General features: G+C 59.5%; 20 protein-coding genes. 11 read left to right on the forward strand and 9 right to left on the reverse strand.

What is annotated here, in order from left to right:
• Window positions 1-12 precede the first annotated feature (12 nt).
• Both NMD14_03255 and deoD read left to right on the forward strand, forming a co-directional pair.
• Window positions 13-1,221 (forward strand): phosphopentomutase, encoded by a 1,209-nt coding sequence (locus tag NMD14_03255; protein ID XEI33472.1) that lies wholly within the window; start codon window positions 13-15, stop codon window positions 1,219-1,221.
• Window positions 1,222-1,296: 75 nt separating this feature from the next.
• Window positions 1,297-2,013 (forward strand): purine-nucleoside phosphorylase, encoded by a 717-nt coding sequence (gene deoD, locus NMD14_03260; protein ID XEI33473.1) that lies wholly within the window; start codon window positions 1,297-1,299, stop codon window positions 2,011-2,013.
• Window positions 2,014-2,094: 81 nt separating this feature from the next.
• Here deoD and NMD14_03265 read toward each other — a convergent pair whose 3' ends face one another.
• Window positions 2,095-2,715 carry a YtjB family periplasmic protein gene (locus NMD14_03265; protein ID XEI33474.1) on the reverse strand — a complete coding sequence of 207 codons (621 nt, stop codon included), beginning with the start codon at window positions 2,713-2,715 and terminating at the stop codon, window positions 2,095-2,097.
• A gap of 120 nt (window positions 2,716-2,835) precedes the next feature.
• On the opposite strand from NMD14_03265, the gene serB reads away from it, so the two are divergent.
• Window positions 2,836-3,846, forward strand: coding sequence for a phosphoserine phosphatase SerB (gene serB, locus NMD14_03270; GenBank protein ID XEI33475.1), 1,011 nt, complete (start codon window positions 2,836-2,838; stop codon window positions 3,844-3,846).
• A 28-nt stretch (window positions 3,847-3,874) separates the two neighbouring features.
• Window positions 3,875-4,780 carry an alpha/beta hydrolase gene (locus NMD14_03275; GenBank protein XEI33476.1) on the forward strand — a complete coding sequence of 302 codons (906 nt, stop codon included), beginning with the start codon at window positions 3,875-3,877 and terminating at the stop codon, window positions 4,778-4,780.
• A 54-nt stretch (window positions 4,781-4,834) separates the two neighbouring features.
• On the opposite strand, the gene NMD14_03280 is transcribed toward NMD14_03275, so the two are convergent.
• The gene (locus NMD14_03280; protein ID XEI33477.1) at window positions 4,835-7,213 is read right to left on the reverse strand and encodes a PilZ domain-containing protein; all 2,379 of its coding nucleotides are present in this window, start codon (window positions 7,211-7,213) and stop codon (window positions 4,835-4,837) included.
• A 100-nt stretch (window positions 7,214-7,313) separates the two neighbouring features.
• On the opposite strand from NMD14_03280, the gene radA reads away from it, so the two are divergent.
• Window positions 7,314-8,681, forward strand: a complete 1,368-nt coding sequence (radA, locus tag NMD14_03285) for a DNA repair protein RadA (protein XEI33478.1) — start codon at window positions 7,314-7,316, stop codon at window positions 8,679-8,681.
• A gap of 91 nt (window positions 8,682-8,772) precedes the next feature.
• Here radA and NMD14_03290 read toward each other — a convergent pair whose 3' ends face one another.
• Together NMD14_03290 and rsd are read right to left on the reverse strand one after the other, a co-directional pair.
• Window positions 8,773-9,153: a PilZ domain-containing protein gene (locus tag NMD14_03290; GenBank protein XEI33479.1), complete on the reverse strand. Its 381-nt coding sequence runs from the start codon at window positions 9,151-9,153 to the stop codon at window positions 8,773-8,775.
• Between the two features lie 100 nt (window positions 9,154-9,253).
• Window positions 9,254-9,736 (reverse strand): sigma D regulator, encoded by a 483-nt coding sequence (gene rsd, locus NMD14_03295; GenBank protein ID XEI33480.1) that lies wholly within the window; start codon window positions 9,734-9,736, stop codon window positions 9,254-9,256.
• Window positions 9,737-10,066: 330 nt separating this feature from the next.
• Here rsd and hupA point away from each other — a divergent pair, with 330 nt between their 5' ends.
• On the forward strand, window positions 10,067-10,339 hold the full coding sequence (hupA, locus tag NMD14_03300; GenBank protein XEI33481.1) for a DNA-binding protein HU-alpha: 273 nt from the start codon (window positions 10,067-10,069) through the stop codon (window positions 10,337-10,339).
• Between the two features lie 103 nt (window positions 10,340-10,442).
• Here the strand turns inward: hupA and NMD14_03305 are convergent, their stop codons facing one another.
• Window positions 10,443-11,294, reverse strand: a complete 852-nt coding sequence (locus tag NMD14_03305) for a hypothetical protein (GenBank protein ID XEI33482.1) — start codon at window positions 11,292-11,294, stop codon at window positions 10,443-10,445.
• Between the two features lie 109 nt (window positions 11,295-11,403).
• Window positions 11,404-12,627, reverse strand: a complete 1,224-nt coding sequence (locus NMD14_03310) for an Nramp family divalent metal transporter (protein ID XEI33483.1) — start codon at window positions 12,625-12,627, stop codon at window positions 11,404-11,406.
• A gap of 237 nt (window positions 12,628-12,864) precedes the next feature.
• Here NMD14_03310 and rpsF point away from each other — a divergent pair, with 237 nt between their 5' ends.
• From rpsF to NMD14_03330, 4 genes are all read left to right on the forward strand, one after another.
• The gene (rpsF, locus tag NMD14_03315) at window positions 12,865-13,251 is read left to right on the forward strand and encodes a 30S ribosomal protein S6 (GenBank protein ID XEI33484.1); all 387 of its coding nucleotides are present in this window, start codon (window positions 12,865-12,867) and stop codon (window positions 13,249-13,251) included.
• A 30-nt stretch (window positions 13,252-13,281) separates the two neighbouring features.
• Window positions 13,282-13,512, forward strand: a complete 231-nt coding sequence (rpsR, locus tag NMD14_03320) for a 30S ribosomal protein S18 (GenBank protein ID XEI33485.1) — start codon at window positions 13,282-13,284, stop codon at window positions 13,510-13,512.
• Between the two features lie 52 nt (window positions 13,513-13,564).
• Window positions 13,565-14,011: a 50S ribosomal protein L9 gene (rplI, locus tag NMD14_03325; GenBank protein ID XEI33486.1), complete on the forward strand. Its 447-nt coding sequence runs from the start codon at window positions 13,565-13,567 to the stop codon at window positions 14,009-14,011.
• A 103-nt stretch (window positions 14,012-14,114) separates the two neighbouring features.
• Complete coding sequence (locus tag NMD14_03330; protein ID XEI33487.1) at window positions 14,115-14,858, forward strand: ferredoxin--NADP reductase; 744 nt, start codon at window positions 14,115-14,117, stop codon at window positions 14,856-14,858.
• Window positions 14,859-14,907: 49 nt separating this feature from the next.
• On the opposite strand, the gene NMD14_03335 is transcribed toward NMD14_03330, so the two are convergent.
• Both NMD14_03335 and NMD14_03340 read right to left on the reverse strand, forming a co-directional pair.
• A complete protein-coding gene (locus NMD14_03335; protein ID XEI34705.1) occupies window positions 14,908-15,234 on the reverse strand; it encodes a hypothetical protein in 327 nt (108 codons plus the stop codon).
• Window positions 15,235-15,274: 40 nt separating this feature from the next.
• On the reverse strand, window positions 15,275-15,571 hold the full coding sequence (locus tag NMD14_03340; protein XEI33488.1) for a hypothetical protein: 297 nt from the start codon (window positions 15,569-15,571) through the stop codon (window positions 15,275-15,277).
• A gap of 255 nt (window positions 15,572-15,826) precedes the next feature.
• Between NMD14_03340 and NMD14_03345 the strand changes: the two genes are divergently transcribed.
• Entirely contained in the window at window positions 15,827-16,837 is a 1,011-nt protein-coding gene (locus NMD14_03345) for a Preprotein translocase subunit SecY (protein XEI33489.1), read from the forward strand.
• Window positions 16,838-16,891: 54 nt separating this feature from the next.
• Here the strand turns inward: NMD14_03345 and NMD14_03350 are convergent, their stop codons facing one another.
• The gene (locus tag NMD14_03350) at window positions 16,892-17,059 is read right to left on the reverse strand and encodes a hypothetical protein (GenBank protein ID XEI34813.1); all 168 of its coding nucleotides are present in this window, start codon (window positions 17,057-17,059) and stop codon (window positions 16,892-16,894) included.
• Window positions 17,060-17,090 lie beyond the last annotated feature (31 nt).

Here is a 17,090-nt window from a genome sequence, read left to right on the forward strand (position 1 = left end):
AGGGGAAGCCCCATGAAACGTACCTTTATTCTGATGATGGACTCTTTCGGTATTGGCGCAGCCGCCGATGCCGACAAGTTCGGCGATGTGGGTGCCAATACCCTTGGTCATATCGCCAAGGCGTGTGCCGCCGGTGAAATTGAAGGCCGTGGCGCCCTCAATCTGCCGAACCTCAACAAGCTGGGCCTCGGTCACGCAGGCGAACTCGCCAGCGGCACCTTCCCGGCCGGTCTGAACAAGGACATCGACGTCGTCGGCGCCTACGGCTTTGCCCAGGAGCTCTCCTCCGGCAAGGACACGCCGTCCGGTCACTGGGAGATCGCCGGTGTGCCCGTGCTGTTCGAGTGGGGCTACTTCAAGGATCACCACAACAGCTTCCCGCAGGAGCTGCTGGACGCCATCGTCGAGAAGGCCGGTCTGCCGGGTTATCTCGGCAACTGCCACGCTTCCGGTACTCAGGTGCTGGACGATCTGGGCGAAGAGCATATGCGGACCGGCAAGCCGATCCTCTACACCTCTGCCGATTCCGTGTTCCAGATTGCCTGCCACGAAGAGACCTACGGCCTCGAGAAGCTCTATGAGCTGTGCCACATCGTGCGCGAGCTGCTGGAGCCCTACAACATCGGCCGCGTGATTGCGCGTCCGTTCGTGGGCACTGGTAAGGGCAACTTCAAGCGTACCGGCAACCGTCACGACTACTCCGTGCTGCCGCCGGCACCGACCGTGCTCGATTACATGAAAGATGCGGGTGGCCAGGTGGTCTCCATCGGCAAGATTGCCGACATCTATGCCCAGCAGGGCATCACCAAGCAGGTGAAAGGGACCGGTCTGACCGAACTGTGGGATCGCACGCTGGAAGAGGTGAAAGCGGCCGGTGACAACACCATCGTCTTCACCAACTTCGTCGATTTTGACTCATCCTACGGTCACCGCCGTGATGTGAAGGGCTACGCCGATGCGCTGGAATACTTCGACTCCCGTCTGCCGGAGCTGTTCGAGATACTGCAAGACGGCGACGTGGTGGTGCTGACCGCCGACCACGGTTGCGACCCGACCTGGGGTGGCACCGACCACACCCGCGAATACATTCCGGTGCTGTTTTTCGGCAAGCCGGTCAAGGCCGGTTCCGTCGGTCGTCGCGAGACCTTTGCCGATATCGGCCAGAGCATCGCGGCTTACCACGGCCTGCCGAAACTGGCGTACGGTACCAGCTTCCTGTAATTTACCCGCCCGCCACTTCGGCGGCGGGCAATTTATAAAACAATAAAACTCAACCTGTGTGAAGGAATCAAGAGAATGGCAACTCCTCATATCAATGCGAAAGATGGCGCCTTTGCTGATACAGTGCTGATGCCGGGCGACCCCCTGCGCGCCAAATACATCGCTGAAACTTTCCTGGAGAACGTCGAGCAGATCTGCGACGTGCGCAACATGTTTGGCTTTACCGGTACCTACAAGGGCCGTCGTATCTCCGTGATGGGCCACGGCATGGGCATCCCGTCCTGCTCCATCTACACAAAAGAGCTGATCACCGATTACGGTGTGAAGACCCTGATCCGCGTGGGTTCTTGCGGTGCCGTGCGTGAAGACGTGAAACTGCGTGACGTGGTAATCGGTATGGGTGCCTGCACCGATTCAAAAGTAAACCGTCTGCGCTTCAAGGATCACGACTTCGCTGCCATCGCCGACTTCGATCTGGTTGCCAATGCTGTGCAGGCTGCCAAGAACAAGGGCGTTGCCGTGCGTGTGGGCAACATCTTCTCCGCCGATCTGTTCTACACCCCGGACCCCTCCATGTTCGACGTCATGGAAAAGTACGGCATCCTGGGTGTCGAGATGGAAGCTGCCGGTATCTACGGCGTGGCCGCAGAGTACGGTGCCAAGGCGCTGACCATCTGCACCGTCTCCGACCATATCCGTACCGGCGAGCAGACCACTGCCGAAGAGCGTCAGCTGACCTTCAACGACATGATCGAGATCGCACTGGACTCCGTCCTGCTGGGCGACAAGTAATCTGTCGTAGTGGCATGAACAGTAGAATGAAAACGGCGGCCTTCGGGCCGCCGTTTTTGTATCTGCTCTCTGGTCACGCCATCAGTTTTCCGGAGGTGGCGAGGGGGGCGTACTCTTTTTCTTGTGCTTGCGCACCCGCATGTAGTTACGGCGCACGCCGTAGGAGATGAGCACCCCGGCCAGCAGGGCAACCAGCAGCATCAGCCGCTGCTTCTCCTGCACCACCTTGAGTCGGGTGTCCTTGTCTGCCAGCATCTGCTGCTCTTCCAGGGTGATGCGCAGGAAACCGATGGTCTGCTCGCCATCCCGGATCTCCTGCACGAACTGGATCCGTCCCTTGCCCTGCTCCGGCAGTGACTTGTTATCGCTGCCGATAGGCAGCAGGTTCTCCAGCGGCACCGCCTGTTCCGACTGGGCGAGGGGAATGCCACGTCCGTCATAGAGGGTGGCATCGAGGATCTCCGGCTCCGCCGCCAGATCCCGCGCCAGCCGCTCCAGCTCGCTGCTCTTCTCCTCCTTGATCCAGCGTTTTATGTCGCGGGCGGCATAGGCGACCAGCGCCTGCGCCCGATTGCGGGCTTCGCTGTGCAGTGAGGCCTGGCTTTCACCCTGCATATGGATGAGCACACCGAGCACCCAGCATCCGAGCAGGATACCGGCACCCAGGCTGAGAACACGTTTGATGGGAAGATGACGCTGCAAGCGCGAGACCTCATGGTGACAAGGAGTGGCGGGATCTTGGCGCTTGCCTGTACAAAAAGCAATACGCTACTCTGGGCCGGCATTGTTAACCCCCTGATCACCAAGGAAGGCGTATCCCTTATGTTGTTGTCCCGGCTCCCCTCTCTGTTATCCGATTGGCCCGCGTTGTTGTCCGGCGCACCCTGTTGGCAGCTCAGCGCCGATGCGTTACACCCGACAGAGACCCCGCAGGCAGGCGGCTGGCTGGTGCTGTTTGGCAAGGGGCTGGGCGCTTCCCATCTGGCGCGTCTGTCCCCCCTGTTGGCCGCGCAGGAGGTGGCGGCCACCCTCTATCCTCCCACCGAGGTGGCGGGCGTGCCGCTGTTGCTGCTTGGCTGCGATCGCTTCTCCCCCGCGCTGGTTGCCGAGCTCAAGGGCGGTGAGTGGGAGATCGATCTCTGCCATCTGCCCAGCCTGCCGACCCTGAGCGAACCCGGCCTGCTGGTGATGGATATGGACTCCACCGCGATCCGCATCGAGTGCATCGACGAGATAGCGCGGCTGGCGGGGGTGGGCGATCAGGTTGCGGCGGTGACCGCGGCTGCCATGCAGGGCAAGCTGGAGTTCTCCGACAGCCTGCGTAACCGGGTGGCCCTGCTGGCAGGGGCGCCGATCACCATTCTCGACCAGGTGGCCGCCAACATGCCGTGGATGCCGGGCTTGCAGTTGATGGTCGAGACCCTCAAAGGGGCGGGTTGGAAGGTGGCCATCGCCTCCGGCGGGTTTACCCGTTTTGCCAGCGAGCTGCAGCAGGCGCTGGGGCTCGATGCCATTTTCGCCAACGAGCTGGCGGTGGAAGGGGGGCAGCTGAGCGGCCAGGTAAGCGGACGCATCGTCGATGCCAGCGTCAAGGCCGAGGTGTTGCAGCAGCTGGCGCAGGAGTACGGCATTGCTGCCGCCCAGACAGTGGCCATCGGCGATGGTGCCAACGATCTGAAGATGATGGGCGTTGCGGGCCTTGGCATCGCCATTCACGCCAAACCGCTGGTACGGGCGCAAGCGGCGGCCACCCTCAATCATCACGATCTGGATGGGGTGATCTGCCTGTTGGCGGCGCGGGCCTGCAGCGAGCAGCGTTGGGACCAGCGCTGATCGTGTTTCAAGGAGGAAACCCATAAAAATGGAATTGTTGCAGCAGTCTCTGTTTATCCCCTGTGGTGCCCATCAACTGCATGTTCGCCACATCAAACCCCGGGTCGCCGTGCATGGCGAGCCGATCCTGATGGTGCACGGCGCCATCGAGAATGGTCGAATTTTCTATACCGAATCGGGCAAGGGGCTGGCATGCTTTCTGGCCCGCCACGGCTATCAGGTCTATGTGGCTGATTTGCGGGGGCGGGGGCTCAGCACTCCGGCCATCGCCGAGCAGGCGGAGCACGGTCAGCATGAGCTGATCACCGAGGACCTGCCCGCCCTGCAACGCTGGATTGCCGGACGCCATCACGGCTTCAAGGTGCACTGGGTGGCCCACTCCTGGGGCGGTGTCATCATGGCCTCGACCCTGGTGCGCTTCCCCGAGCTGGCGGAGCAGGTGGCCAGCCTGCTGTTTTTTGGCACCAAGCGCGGCGTGTCGGTGCACAATCCCGAGCGCTGGCTGAAGGTGGATCTGATCTGGAACCGGCTGGCCCCCTGGCTGGCCCGCCACCGTGGTTTTCTGGCGGCTCGCAAGCTAAAGATCGGGGCTGACGACGAGCCGTTGCGTTATCTGCAGGAGACCATCCCCTGGGTCAAGTGCGGTCCCTGGCAGGATCCCCACGATGGTTTTGCCTATGACGAGGCGGCAGCGCGGGTCAACTGGCCGCCGCTCTGGATGATCTCGGCCAAAGCGGACAGGGTGCTGGGTCACCCGACCGATGTGCGCCGTTTCAGCGACGAGATGGGATCGGCCACCCGCCACACCCGTCTGGGGCGGGACAACGGCAACCGGCTCGATTATGACCACATCAACATGCTGACCGCCCCGCAGGCGCAGGAGGATCACTTCCCCCAGATCCTCGACTGGCTGCTCAATCCACAGGCGGCATGAAAAAAAACAGGGCGCATCGAGCGCCCTGTTTCATTTCTATCTGTTTCGGGATGTTCAGTTCAGCGGCGGTGTGATGCCAAAGCGGAACAAGGTGGCCTGGGTGGTATCGGTCAGCTCGCCGACACCCACCACGCTCCACAGCTCCTCTTCCAGCTTCTTGGCCTTGTGGATGGCAAACTTGGCGATGTAGTCCAGCTCGTTGGCGATGAAGTTGGTGTCGGGTCGCCCGGTGCGGGAGATGCCGACCAGCACCGAGTAGAACTCTCCCTGTTGCAGTGCCAGCTCGATGAACTGGCGCTTCTCCTTGCTGCTGACAAAGCTGCTGGCCAGCCGACTGTTGAAGATGGGCAGGCCTGCCTTGGTCTGGATGCTGGCGATGTAGACCTCGTCTTCTCTCGGTTTGTCCTCCCGCTCGATGGCACGCAGCGGGTTCATCAGCAGCTCCTTGAGCAGCTCCCCCTGAAACAGTGGGTAGAGATTCTCCTGCTCCGGCAGCTCGGCACAGGCTTGCAGCAGCCGCTGCAGACTGCGCGGTTGCAGAGACTTGCCGATGGAGGCTGGTTTGGGGGCGCCCTTCAGCTTGTTGACGTAGACCGGCGAGTTGAACAGGTGGTGGGTATAGATGTTGCGCAGGGCACGCGCCAGCCCGCGATAGCGGCGCTGCTCCTGCGCCGCCTTGAGCTTGTTCTGGTTGCTCTCGATCAGCAGGCTGAAGAACTGGCGGCCGGTGTGGCGATCCGAATCGCCTTCGATGCAGAGGTGCAGCACGGTGCGGGTCATGTTGAGGCTGACCAGCCGGTAGGAGAGGTGCTGCAGATCCATGCTCTTGGAGAGCTCCTGCAAACGGGGCAGGGCGATGGTCACCACATCGTTCTTCTCGCCGACGAAGGCCTCTTCCAGCTCGATTTGCATGCCGTGAGTCGAGATGTCGCGGGTCCAACCGATCCAGGATTTGCCGTTGTGGTGGATGGCGACCGCGGTCTTGTGGATGTAGCGCAGCTCCTTGCGCAGCTGGACATAGTGCAGGGTCTCGAGCTCGAACGGGGCGACGCCCTGCTCGTGGCCAAAGCGCTGCAGCTCGTTGGCATTGTGATTGACCTCCTCCTGATGAAACTCCTCGCGCTGGGACTCCAGGCCGATCTCCTGTAGCAGGCCGCAGTAGCCGATCTGCTTGAGCCGCTCGAGCAGCAGGATATCTTGCAGTTGCGACGTGTCCTGTCCCTGCAACGGGGCCACGTCGGCCTCCATGAGCTCGCACGCCTCCATCGTGAACTTGTAGACACGCCAGCTGGGGCGGCGCGAGCCCACCTGGAAGAAGAGGGCGGTAAGGCCACTCTGGCGCAGCTCCTCGGCGGTCGCGGAGAAGAAGTAGATGTGGCTGCGCACCGTGTGGGTAAAGCAGTAGATGATGGCCTCGGTGGTGGTGCCGGGGGCCGGGCAGAGCCGTGTCATCCGCTCGCCGCTGAAGAGGCCCGCGAGGGCATCGCGGTTTTTTTCGTTGCGCCAATACTCCAGCAGGTGCTGGTTGTTCTCGGTACGCAGCGCAATCTCGAGGCTGGGACTGTCGCCGGTGCCGAAGAAGAGTGGCATACCGGTCATCCGCGGCAGGTAGAACTGTTCATACCCCTTGATGATGGCGGCGGAGAGCAGGTAGTCGACGCTGACCCGATAGCGGATCTTGTTGGCCTCGATAAAGTCGCTGAGGAAGGCATCGAAGGCCGGCTGCTCACCGGAGCGCACCAGCCGCAGCCAATATTTTCCCTCTTTGCTCTCTTCGCCGAGGATTTGGTAGCCGACCGGCTGGTGCAGCACCGGATTGGGGGTGTCCCGCTCCAGCCCGGTAAAGAAGACCTCCACCTGGGCGCCGGTCTGGTAATTGGGCAGATAGGGGACCGAGACCCGCATGCCCCCAAGTGATAAGTCGGAACTCTTGGCGAACAGCTTCTCCCCATCCCGAAGCTTGATCAGCACCGGCGAGCTGAAGTGCATCCGTTCCTGACGACGGCCGTAGTAGCTGGCAAAAACGATGGTATTGACGTCATATTGCCGGAAGGGGCTGGCAGGGGGGGAAAGCTGGCCATCCACGCGGGCGTGGTGGTGCTGTTTCTGCCACTGTTGCAGCGCCTCGTAGGCACCGAGGGTATAGATATCGCGGTAGAGATAGCATTGGGACTGAAACAGGGCAATCGCCTCGGCGGGCATGAAGTGAGTGATGCCGTCGAACTCATGCACCAGGCACTCATCCTCCAGCTCATCGCGCATGTCGATAACCCTGCGGCAGGGGGAGCACTTGCGCTTGATCTCCATCTTGATCAGAAAACGGCTGTTGCTGTTTTCCTCCTGGGTCATGCGGTTGAAGATCTCCTCGAAATCTTTCTCCCGCAGCAAGGGGACGAGTTGCTCAATCAGATGTTGCTGGTGTTCTGAATCCATGTGTTCCTGCCACGGAAAGTCACTTTTCCGATTCTGGGTTTGATCTGTCGGTCGCAAACAAGTATATCAAGCAGGAATTCATCCTGTCCCCGAGTTATCAATGGCCAAAAATAAAACTGCTTATGTTTGTTCCGAATGTGGTGCCGACTTCACACGCTGGCAAGGTCAATGCAGCGAGTGCAAGGAGTGGAATACTATCACCGAGGTGCGTCTCGGTTCGGTGAGCCCCGCTGGCAAGAGTGCCCGCTACACCGGTTATGCCGGCGCGGTCGGCAGTCAGGTACAAACACTGGCAGAGATCGCCACCACCGAAATCCCCCGTTTTACCTCAGGTTTCAAAGAGCTGGATCGGGTGCTTGGCGGTGGCGTGGTGCCCGGTTCGGCCATTCTGATCGGCGGTAATCCGGGGGCAGGCAAGTCGACCCTGCTGCTGCAGACCATGTGTGGTCTCGCAGAACGGATGAAAACCCTCTATGTCACCGGCGAGGAGTCGCTGCAGCAGGTGGCGATGCGGGCCAACCGCCTCGGGCTGCCCACCGACAAGCTGCGGATGCTCTCCGAGACCAGCGTCGAGCAGATTTGCCTGATTGCCCAGCAGGAGCAGCCGCAGATCATGGTGATCGACTCCATTCAGGTGATGCATGTGGCGGATGTGCAATCGTCCCCCGGTTCGGTCTCACAGGTGCGTGAAGCGGCGGCGCTACTGACCCGCTACGCCAAGCAGAATCATGTGGCCATCTTCATGGTGGGTCATGTGACCAAGGATGGCAGTCTGGCGGGCCCCAAGGTGCTGGAGCACTGTATCGACTGTTCGGTACTGCTCGATGGTGGCCATGACTCCCGTTTTCGGACCCTGCGCTCCCACAAAAACCGTTTCGGCGCGGTCAACGAGCTGGGGGTCTTTGCCATGACCGAGCAGGGGATGCGCGAGGTGAGCAACCCCTCCGCCATCTTCCTCAGCCGGGGTCAGGAGCAGGCGCCCGGTTCCATCGTCATGGTGATCTGGGAGGGCACCCGACCGCTGCTGGTGGAGTTGCAGGCGCTGGTGGACTACTCCCAGCTCTCCAATCCGCGTCGGGTGGCGGTGGGCATGGATCACAACCGACTCGCCATGTTGCTGGCGGTGCTGCACCGTCACGGCGGGCTGCAGATGGCGGATCAGGATGTCTTCATCAACGTGGTCGGCGGGGTCAAGGTCGAGGAGACCAGTGCGGATCTGGCGTTGCTGCTGGCGATGGTCTCCAGTTTCCGGGATCAGGCGCTGCCCAAGGATCTGGTGGTGTTTGGCGAAGTGGGGCTTTCTGGTGAAATTCGCCCTGTGCCGTCCGGTCAGGAGCGGCTGCAAGAGGCGGCCAAGCATGGTTTCCGCCGCGCCATCGTGCCGCACGCCAACGCCCCCAAGCACCCTATCGAAGGAATGGAAGTGGTGCCGGTCAAGAAGTTGTCCGAGGCGCTTGAGGCGCTGTAATCCGGTGCAGATAAAAGACCATGTCTTGGGATGAACGAAAATTAAGAAGAGCGCCAAGGCGCTCTTCTTAATTACGGGGAAATATGGAACGTCAGGGCTGGCTGTGTTCCAGATGCTCGCTCAACAGTTGCTCCAGCTCGCGGTGGAGCAGCTCTTCGTCGCCAACGTTAAGCTCGATCATCCGCTTGAGGTGGGTGGCGCTGTCGATATCGATGTGGTGGCAGTAGAACCCCAGCTTTTTGCTGGCTTCGTGGGTCAGCTCGACCTGCATCTTGATCTCGATATCGCTACCGCTCAGGATAAAACTGAGTTGGTACTCCTTGCTGTCACGGCTCTCCCAGTCGTCTGGGCGGATCAATAGGGCGCCCTGCAAGGAGACATCGACCAGCTGGGTCTGCCACTGCTGTTCCCCCTGGGTGAGTTCGGCCATGGTCAAGTAGAGGATCCGTGCAAAACGGCGGCGCTCAGACATGCTCATCTCCTTTATGCAATAAGGATGGACGCTAGGGTCATTGCTCTGAGTGTAATCCACCTTGGTTGCCACTATCTTGAACTTGCTCAGAAAATGGCGTTCAGGTTTGCTGGGTACTCAAGGATTCCACCACATGGAGCGCCTTGACCAGGCGGTCTTCCTGTTTGAAGCGCTCTTCCAGTACCGGGCCCAGCTCGTTGAGATCATCATCCAACAGCAGCAATTGGGCCTCGTCGGCATCACTGTATTTGTCGTTGAACTCAAGGGCGAATTCGGTGCTGGTGCGAATATGGGGATAGATGCGCTTGGCCAGCTCCAGTGTTTCGCCGCTGGCTTGCTCGAAGGCGGTGACCACGTGGTGGTAAATTTCGAAATGGCCCGCACTGACATAGTCGACCAGGCGGTCGCAGAAGTGATGCAGCTCTTCCGCTTTGGGCAGGCTGCGCTGTTTGGTGCGCGCCGGAGTGAGGCCTGCCAACTGCATGTAGCCAACCAGCAGCGCTTGCCTTGCATCCAGCCAGTCGTCGATAGCCTGGTGCTTGCCTGCCAGCGCCAGCTTGGTCTGTTCCAGTTTCGTCAACATAATCCCTCCATGGGGCAAAGGCTGGCCGATTGTTCGGGATCCCGAGCCGTTTGAGCAGTGACACAACCTATAACTAGGGAAAATCTGGGCAAGCGTCAATAGCCATGCGGGGATATTGTTAAGTGGTGAAGAAATAGCCAGCCGATTGCTTCTGCAGGCCTGCAGGTTTCAGGCCTGCTCACGGTTTGTCGCGTGTGGAATGTGACTTTTTCCGCAGATCTTGATGAAAACCCCAGCGTTTGACGCGCTCGGCTCGATAAAGGCTTTGCCTGTGCGTTTTTTTTGCATAGAGTGACCCGGCGCTAAATGCCCGATCATAAAGGAAATGTTATGAACAAAGCTCAACTTGTCGATGCGATTGCCGCCAAAGCAGATCTGAGCAAAGCTCAGGCCAAAGTGGCTCTGGAAGAGATCATCAATGGTATCACCCAGAGCTTGAAAGAAGGCGATGCTGTGCAACTGGTCGGTTTTGGCACCTTCAAGGTCACCCACCGTGCAGGCCGCACCGGTCGTAACCCGCAAACTGGTAAAGAGATCCAGATTGCTGCTGCCAACGTGCCTTCATTCGTGGCTGGCAAGGCTCTGAAAGACGCCGTCAAGTAAGTCCGAAAGTCTGTTTTGTCCAATGCCAGTCAGCTTGCTGACTGGCATTGTTTTTATCTGTCTCCGGCTGAAACCGTCCCTTCTGGCCGCATTACCTTTTTATTTATGGATGTCCGACCCGGCTGACCAGGGTGAATCCCTCTTTCGAAGGCGACAACTGTACGGTCACTCGTCCAAGTTCGCCCAGATCGGCGACATGGGTGCCGCCACAGGGGATGGTGACCTCCTGTCCATCCAGCGTGCAGTGCCAGTAACGGGAATCGATGATCGCCTCGCCAGCGCGGCTGCGGCGGATCTCGCTCCCGGCTGCGAGCCAGTCAGCCAACTGCTGGTTGGCTTTCTCTTCAATCAGCGCCAGGTCTGCCAGCAGCGCCTCGCTGTTGGCCCCCTTCTTGCGCAGACTCTTGCCGATGCGGTACTGCTCGCGTGAGCCCATGGGTTCGACCCGCGAGCTCTGAATGGCAAGGCGGTCGAAGTCGGGCTGACCCAGCGCATCATGCTCGCTTACCTCCTTGCGCCAGTAAGGAGTGAGTACCCGGTTGAGGGCGAGTGCCGCCAGATGGCAGCCACTATGGCCCAGACTCAGGGCGTGACGGGCAGCATTATCCACTTGCAATTCGACCTGGCTGCCGACGGCCAGTGCGTGGTCACCGGTCAGCGGGTGGACCACCACGAACCGCCACCCTTCAGCGCCCCGCTTGACCGGAATGGCAGTATCGACAAACAGCTCGCCATCCGGGCTGATGGCCCCCATCCGGCAAGGGCCAATGGCGGCTTCGCCCCCTTCCCAGCGAACATGGCCCACATCCCCCGGCTGATCGGGCCAGAGGTGGCTTTGGGGATGAAAGGGGGTGAGGTCGGTGACCAGCAGCGTAGTGTCACCGCGCTGGCAGCAGACTACGCAGGCCTGCTCCTGATGATGGCCCAGCACGAAGCTGGCTCGGGTATGTTCCATGGCAAGGCTCCCGCAACGATAAATGAGAAGAGAAAGCGGCAGCATACGCCAAAGTGCGAAAGGGCTCATTAACCAGCGTTAATGAGCCCCTCTGTTGCTTGACGGTTTGCTAGATCATGGCGACCAGCAGGTAGGCATTGAGCCCGATCACCAGTGTAACGATAAGACGGCCTACTGCCTGGGTGACGGGGTGGTTGCGATGTTGCCCCATCAGCGCCCGATCGCCGGTCAGCATCAACAGCGGGATCAGGGCCAGTGCGATGCCAAAGCTCAGGATCACCTGGCTCAGCACCAGAATTTCGGTGGTGTTGAGCCCCATGGCGATCACCACGAAGGCGGGAGTCATGGTGATGGCGCGACGCAGCCAGAGCGGGATGGTAAAGCGGACAAAGCCCTGCATCACCACCTGCCCGGCCAGGGTGCCCACCACGGTGGAGCTGATGCCGGACGCGACCAGCGAGAGGCCAAACAGAGTCGCCGCAGCCTGACCCAGCAGCGGGGTGAGGGTCTGGTAGGCGGATTCCAGCTCCGCCACCTGCTGGTGGCCCGAACTGTGGAATGCGGCGGCCGCCATCGCCATCATCGCCAGATTGACGAAGCCGGCGATAGTCATGGCAATCGCCACATCGACCCGGGTGGTGTGCAGCCGCTGGCCGACCGAGCCCTGATCCTGCGTGTGCTGGGTCAGCGCCGAGTGCAGGTAGATAACGTGGGGCATCACGGTGGCACCGAGCACACCGGCAGCCAGATAGACGGCATCGCTGTTGGGCAAACCGGGGAAGAGGGCGCCCTCCAGCAGGCTGGGCAGATGGGGGCGGGAGAAGATCAGCTCGACGATGTAGGCCGCCGCGACCAACAGCAGCAGGCCGCCGACCACCAACTCCAGCGGTTTCTGGCCACGGGATTGCAACATAAGGATCCCCCAGGTCACCACCGCGGTGATGCAGGCGCCCTCCAGCAGGGTGACACCAAGCAGCAGCTTGAAGCCGACTGCGGCGCCGATAAATTCGGCGAGATCGGTGGCCATGGCGATGATCTCTGCTTGCACCCAATAGGCCCAGACCGCCGGTTTCGGCAGTCGGTCGCGGATGTGCTCCGCCAGATTCTTGCCAGTGACGATGCCGAGTTTGGCCGAGAGGGTTTGTACCACCATGGCCATCAGGTTGGCCCATACCACCACCCACAGCAGCTGGTAGCCAAAGGTGGAGCCCGCCTGAATATTGGTGGCGAAGTTGCCCGGGTCGATATAGCCGATGGCGGCGATAAAGGCGGGCCCGAGCAGGGTCAGTTTGAATTGGCTGGCTGGAATCGTAGTCGTCAGTGCGGGTTGCATGGCATCACCCTCCATCAGGATATGGAGAGAGAATAGATCTAAATGATAATTGTTATCAATTGTTGTTTCTGATGATTTCCATCAGGAAAAACATTTAAGGCAGTCAGTTGCAGTGAGGGATGTGATTTCGTACAATACGCCGCCCTAGAAAAGCAGCGACTAAACACCTTTATGTTCCTTGCCTCCGAGGTCTGGCTGCACCTGGGCGGAGGCTGAATTAATCCGTAAGGAGCTAAAATGCGTCATTACGAAATCGTCTTCATGGTTCATCCGGACCAGAGCGAGCAAGTACCCGGCATGATCGAGCGTTACACCGGCGCTATCACCACCTCCGGTGGCACCATTCATCGCCTGGAAGATTGGGGCCGTCGTCAGCTGGCTTACCCGATCGACAAACTGCACAAAGCCCACTACGTTCTGATGAACGTAGAAGCAGAGCAAGCCGTTATCGATGAGCTGGAAACCAACTTCCGCTTCAACGATGCCGTTATCCGCAACATGATCATGCGCACCAAGCACGCCGTGACTGAAGTTTCTCCGATGGCCAAGGCCAAGGAAGAGCGTTTTGTCCGTCGTGACGACGAGCGCCGTGAAGACGCTACTGAAGCTGCTTCCGAAGAGTAATTCTGGATCACTGAATAGAGGATAAAGGCCATGGCACGTTATTTCCGTCGTCGTAAGTTCTGCCGCTTCACCGCCGAGAACGTTACCGAGATCGACTACAAAGATATCGTTACTCTGAAAAACTATGTCACTGAATCTGGCAAGATCGTACCGAGCCGTATCACCGGTACCCGCGCCAAGTATCAGCGTCAGCTGGCACGCGCCATCAAGCGTGCTCGTTACCTGGCTCTGCTGCCGTACACCGATCTGCACAACAAGTAAGAATCGGTCCGGCACTTAAGCCTAACTCAACGAAATTTATAGAGGAAAGGTAATGCAAGTTATCCTGCTCGACAAAATCGCCAAACTGGGCGGTCTGGGTGATCAAGTCGCTGTTAAAGCTGGCTACGCCCGTAACTATCTGATCCCGCAAGGCAAAGCTGTTATGGCCACCAAGGCCAACATCGAAGCTTTCGGTGCTCGTCGCGCTGAGCTGGAAGCCAAACTGGCTGCCAACAAAGCTGCTGCTGAAGAGCGTGCTGCCAAGCTGGCCGAACTGGCTACCGTGGTTATCGCTTCCAAGTCTGGCGACGAAGGCAAACTGTTCGGTTCCATCGGTACCCGTGACGTGGCTGAAGCCATCACTGCTGCCGGCGTAGCCGTTGCCAAGAGCGAAGTCCGCATGGGCAACGTTCTGCGTAACACCGGTGACTACGAAGTTGCTGTTCAGCTGCACGCTGACGTTAAAGCAACCGTACAGATCCAGGTTGTTGCCCTGTAATAGCAGCGTTTCGCTGTTGCAGAAAAACCCGCGCTCTTGCGCGGGTTTTTTATTTTGGGGCCAGGGGGTAGAGTGAAGGTCTGTTCCACTGGAGGAGATCCTTATGGCTTCCTGGGTCGAAGGTCGCGTCATCGAACGCATCGAATGGACACCCACCCTGTTCTCCCTGCGCATAGCCGCTGATCTGGCCCCCTACAAGGCAGGTCAATTTACCAAGCTGGCCCTCGAGCAGGGCGATCGCCGCATTCAGCGCGCCTACTCCTTCGTCAATCCCCCCTCTGCGCCATACCACGAGTTTTATCTGGTCGAGATCCCCAGTGGTGAACTGACCCCCTCGCTCGGCTCGCTGCAAGCCGGTGATACCCTGCTGGTGCAATCCCAGGCGACTGGCTTTCTGACGCTCGATGAGGTGCCAGCCGGGCGCGATCTCTGGTTGCTCTCGACCGGTACTGCTATCGGTCCGTTTCTCTCCATGCTGGCTGATGGCGAGGCCTTCAACCGCTTCGAGAATTTGGTGCTGGTGCACGGGGTGCGCAAAGGCGAAGAGCTCAGTTATCAGCCACTTATCGCCAGTTTTGCCGGGCAGTATGGCGAGCGCTTTCGCTATGTTCCCTTTGTCAGTCGTGAGCCGTGGCCCGCTGCGATGGCAGGGCGGATCCCGGCGGCGATTGCCAACGGCCAGTTGCAGGCGCGAGTGGGGCTAGACTTTTCATCCGAGCGGAGCCAGGTGCTGATTTGCGGCAACCCGGATATGGTGAAAGAGACCCAGCAGACCTTGCTGGCGCTGGGGCTGGCCAAGAACCTGCGGCGGGCGCCGGGCAATATCAGTGCGGAGAATTACTGGTAAAACAGCAAGCACAGGGGCATCAAGCCCCTGTTGCATAAGGAACCGGGGGTCAGTTCTTCTTGCCGTTGCCCTTGTTTTTATCTTTGTGTTTGTCGTGACCTTGCCCTGGGTTATTGCCGCTGTGAATGCTGCGGTTGTAGTGATCCCGGTACTTGCCATCCATCTTGTCACAGTTGAGTTTGATCCGGCTGTCGCCAATGCCAAGATCCAGGCAGTTGTCCTGCCACCAGTCGTACTCTTTGTCATCCCAGTCGAGATTGATCTTGATGTCATCGCCGGAGATCTTGATGCCATCGCCACTCTTGTTGGGCGGGGCTGCAACAGCGATACCGTGCGCCATCAGCAGGGAGAGCAGCAGGGCGTTTTTGTTCAGCATGGTTCTGGTCGGTGCGCTCATATTGCAATACTCCGTGACATTACTGGTTATTGCCCTGAGGGGCGGAGAGTTGGTTGGTGCTGGGCGGCTGATTGCGGTTCTCTTCATCTTCCAGATTGAATTTGACTGCCTTGCAGTCGGCCGGTGCGGTTTCGCCGACCCCCAGATCGAGGCAGTCGTTCTGGGTCCAGCCGAACTGCTTGTCATCCCAGTCCAGATTGAATTTAAGCTCATCAACGGAGAATTCGGAGCCACTGCTCTCCTGATATTGCTGTGTTGCAGCAGCGCCGCCGGTAACCAGAAGAAGGGAGAGTAGCAAAGTGGTCTTACTGTTCATGATGGCCTCGGATTATTGCAACGGTGGATGAGTGTACTGACCGGGGCTGAACCCGGGCGGAACCGTTCCCCATCTCACCATATGATCAAGTCAGGCAGGGATTGTAACGCTTTTCTGCTGCCGATTTGTCCGTTTTGGTCGCACTCTGGGCAGTTGGTTGTCAATCTTAAGGAATTCAGTCATTTGCCCTTCTCTGTGGGAGTCTGGCGACTATAATCAGCAGCCAACTTTTCCTGCACAGCACACCCCTTCATCATGACCACACAGGACGCATCCGCGCTGCGCTACCCCAAGGGGTGGTTTGCTCTGACGACGGTATACAGTTTTACCGGACTGGCCATTCTGGCCTCCATCATCTTCTCCCTGCTGCTGTTTCTCTCCATCGATGACAACCCGCTGATGAAGTGGCTGTTTGGCGGTCTGGCGATCATTTTCGAGCTTGGCAAGTTCTACGTCTGGTATGAGTATGGCGAGCGCAAGGCGCGCCGTGATCTGGGAGGCGCCTTCTGGTCACTGCTGTTCTACAGCGTGCTGGCGGCCATCTCCATCGGCGGCAGTATCGGCGGTATCAACAGTGCCACCAATACGGTGCTGAGCCAGCAGGCACGCCATGAACGGGAGATCGCCCGTTTCGACGAACAGATCGCCAGCATCGAGCGGCAGATCCAGCTCAACGAGGAGGCGGCCCGCAAATACATCGAGCTGGAGCGCATCTCCAGCGGCGTATCCTCCCTGCAGCACGCCAACACCAAGCTGCGTTTGCAGCAGGATGAGCTGCGTCAGCAGCGCGATGCCAAGCCGATCAACGAGCAATCCTCCATGCTGGGGCTGATGAGCAGTCTGGCGGACGGGGTGGGGATGAGCATCAGCCAGGTGCAGTTCCTGCTGGTCTGCTTCCTCTCGGTGCTGCTCGACGTATTCGGCGCCTTCTTCGTCAGCCTGATCGGTGAGGAGAACCGCTTTCATCGGATGTGGCGTGGGCAGCAGGAGCAAGCTCGCAGGGAGGCGCAGGAAGCGCTGGCGATGGTGGCGCAGCCCGAGCCCATGATGCCCCGCGAGCCCGCCCCGGAAGTGCTGGCACAGGTACGCGGTGCACTGGTGAGCGGTGAGCTCAAGTGCAGCAAGCGCTCGGTGGCGCAGGCGCTGTCACTCTCGCTGGAGGAGGTGGATCGGGTGTTCCACCATCTGCTGTCGCAAGGGGTGCTGGGGCAGGGGAGCAATCGCCACTACTACCTCAATCCGGCGCTGGAGCAGCAACCCGGATAATGAGAAGGCCACCGGAACGCGGTGGCCTTTTTCGTTATCGAGTGGCTGTGGCACTCAGTGAGTCAGCACCATCATCAGGCTGAGGAAGGCGGCCAGTCCGCCACCTATGCCGATGATCCAGTAAAACCCCTTGGCCCCCTGTTTGAGCGGGATGCGGAAGTAGAGCAGAAATGCCCACCACCCCAGTGCCAGCAACAGAGGAATAAGAAACATTCGAGCCATGGTCTCCTCGCTGTTATTCTGTTGACCCTTG

The organism is Aeromonas veronii (assembly GCA_041319085.1).
Taxonomy (GTDB): Bacteria; Pseudomonadota; Gammaproteobacteria; order Enterobacterales; family Aeromonadaceae; genus Aeromonas; species Aeromonas veronii_F.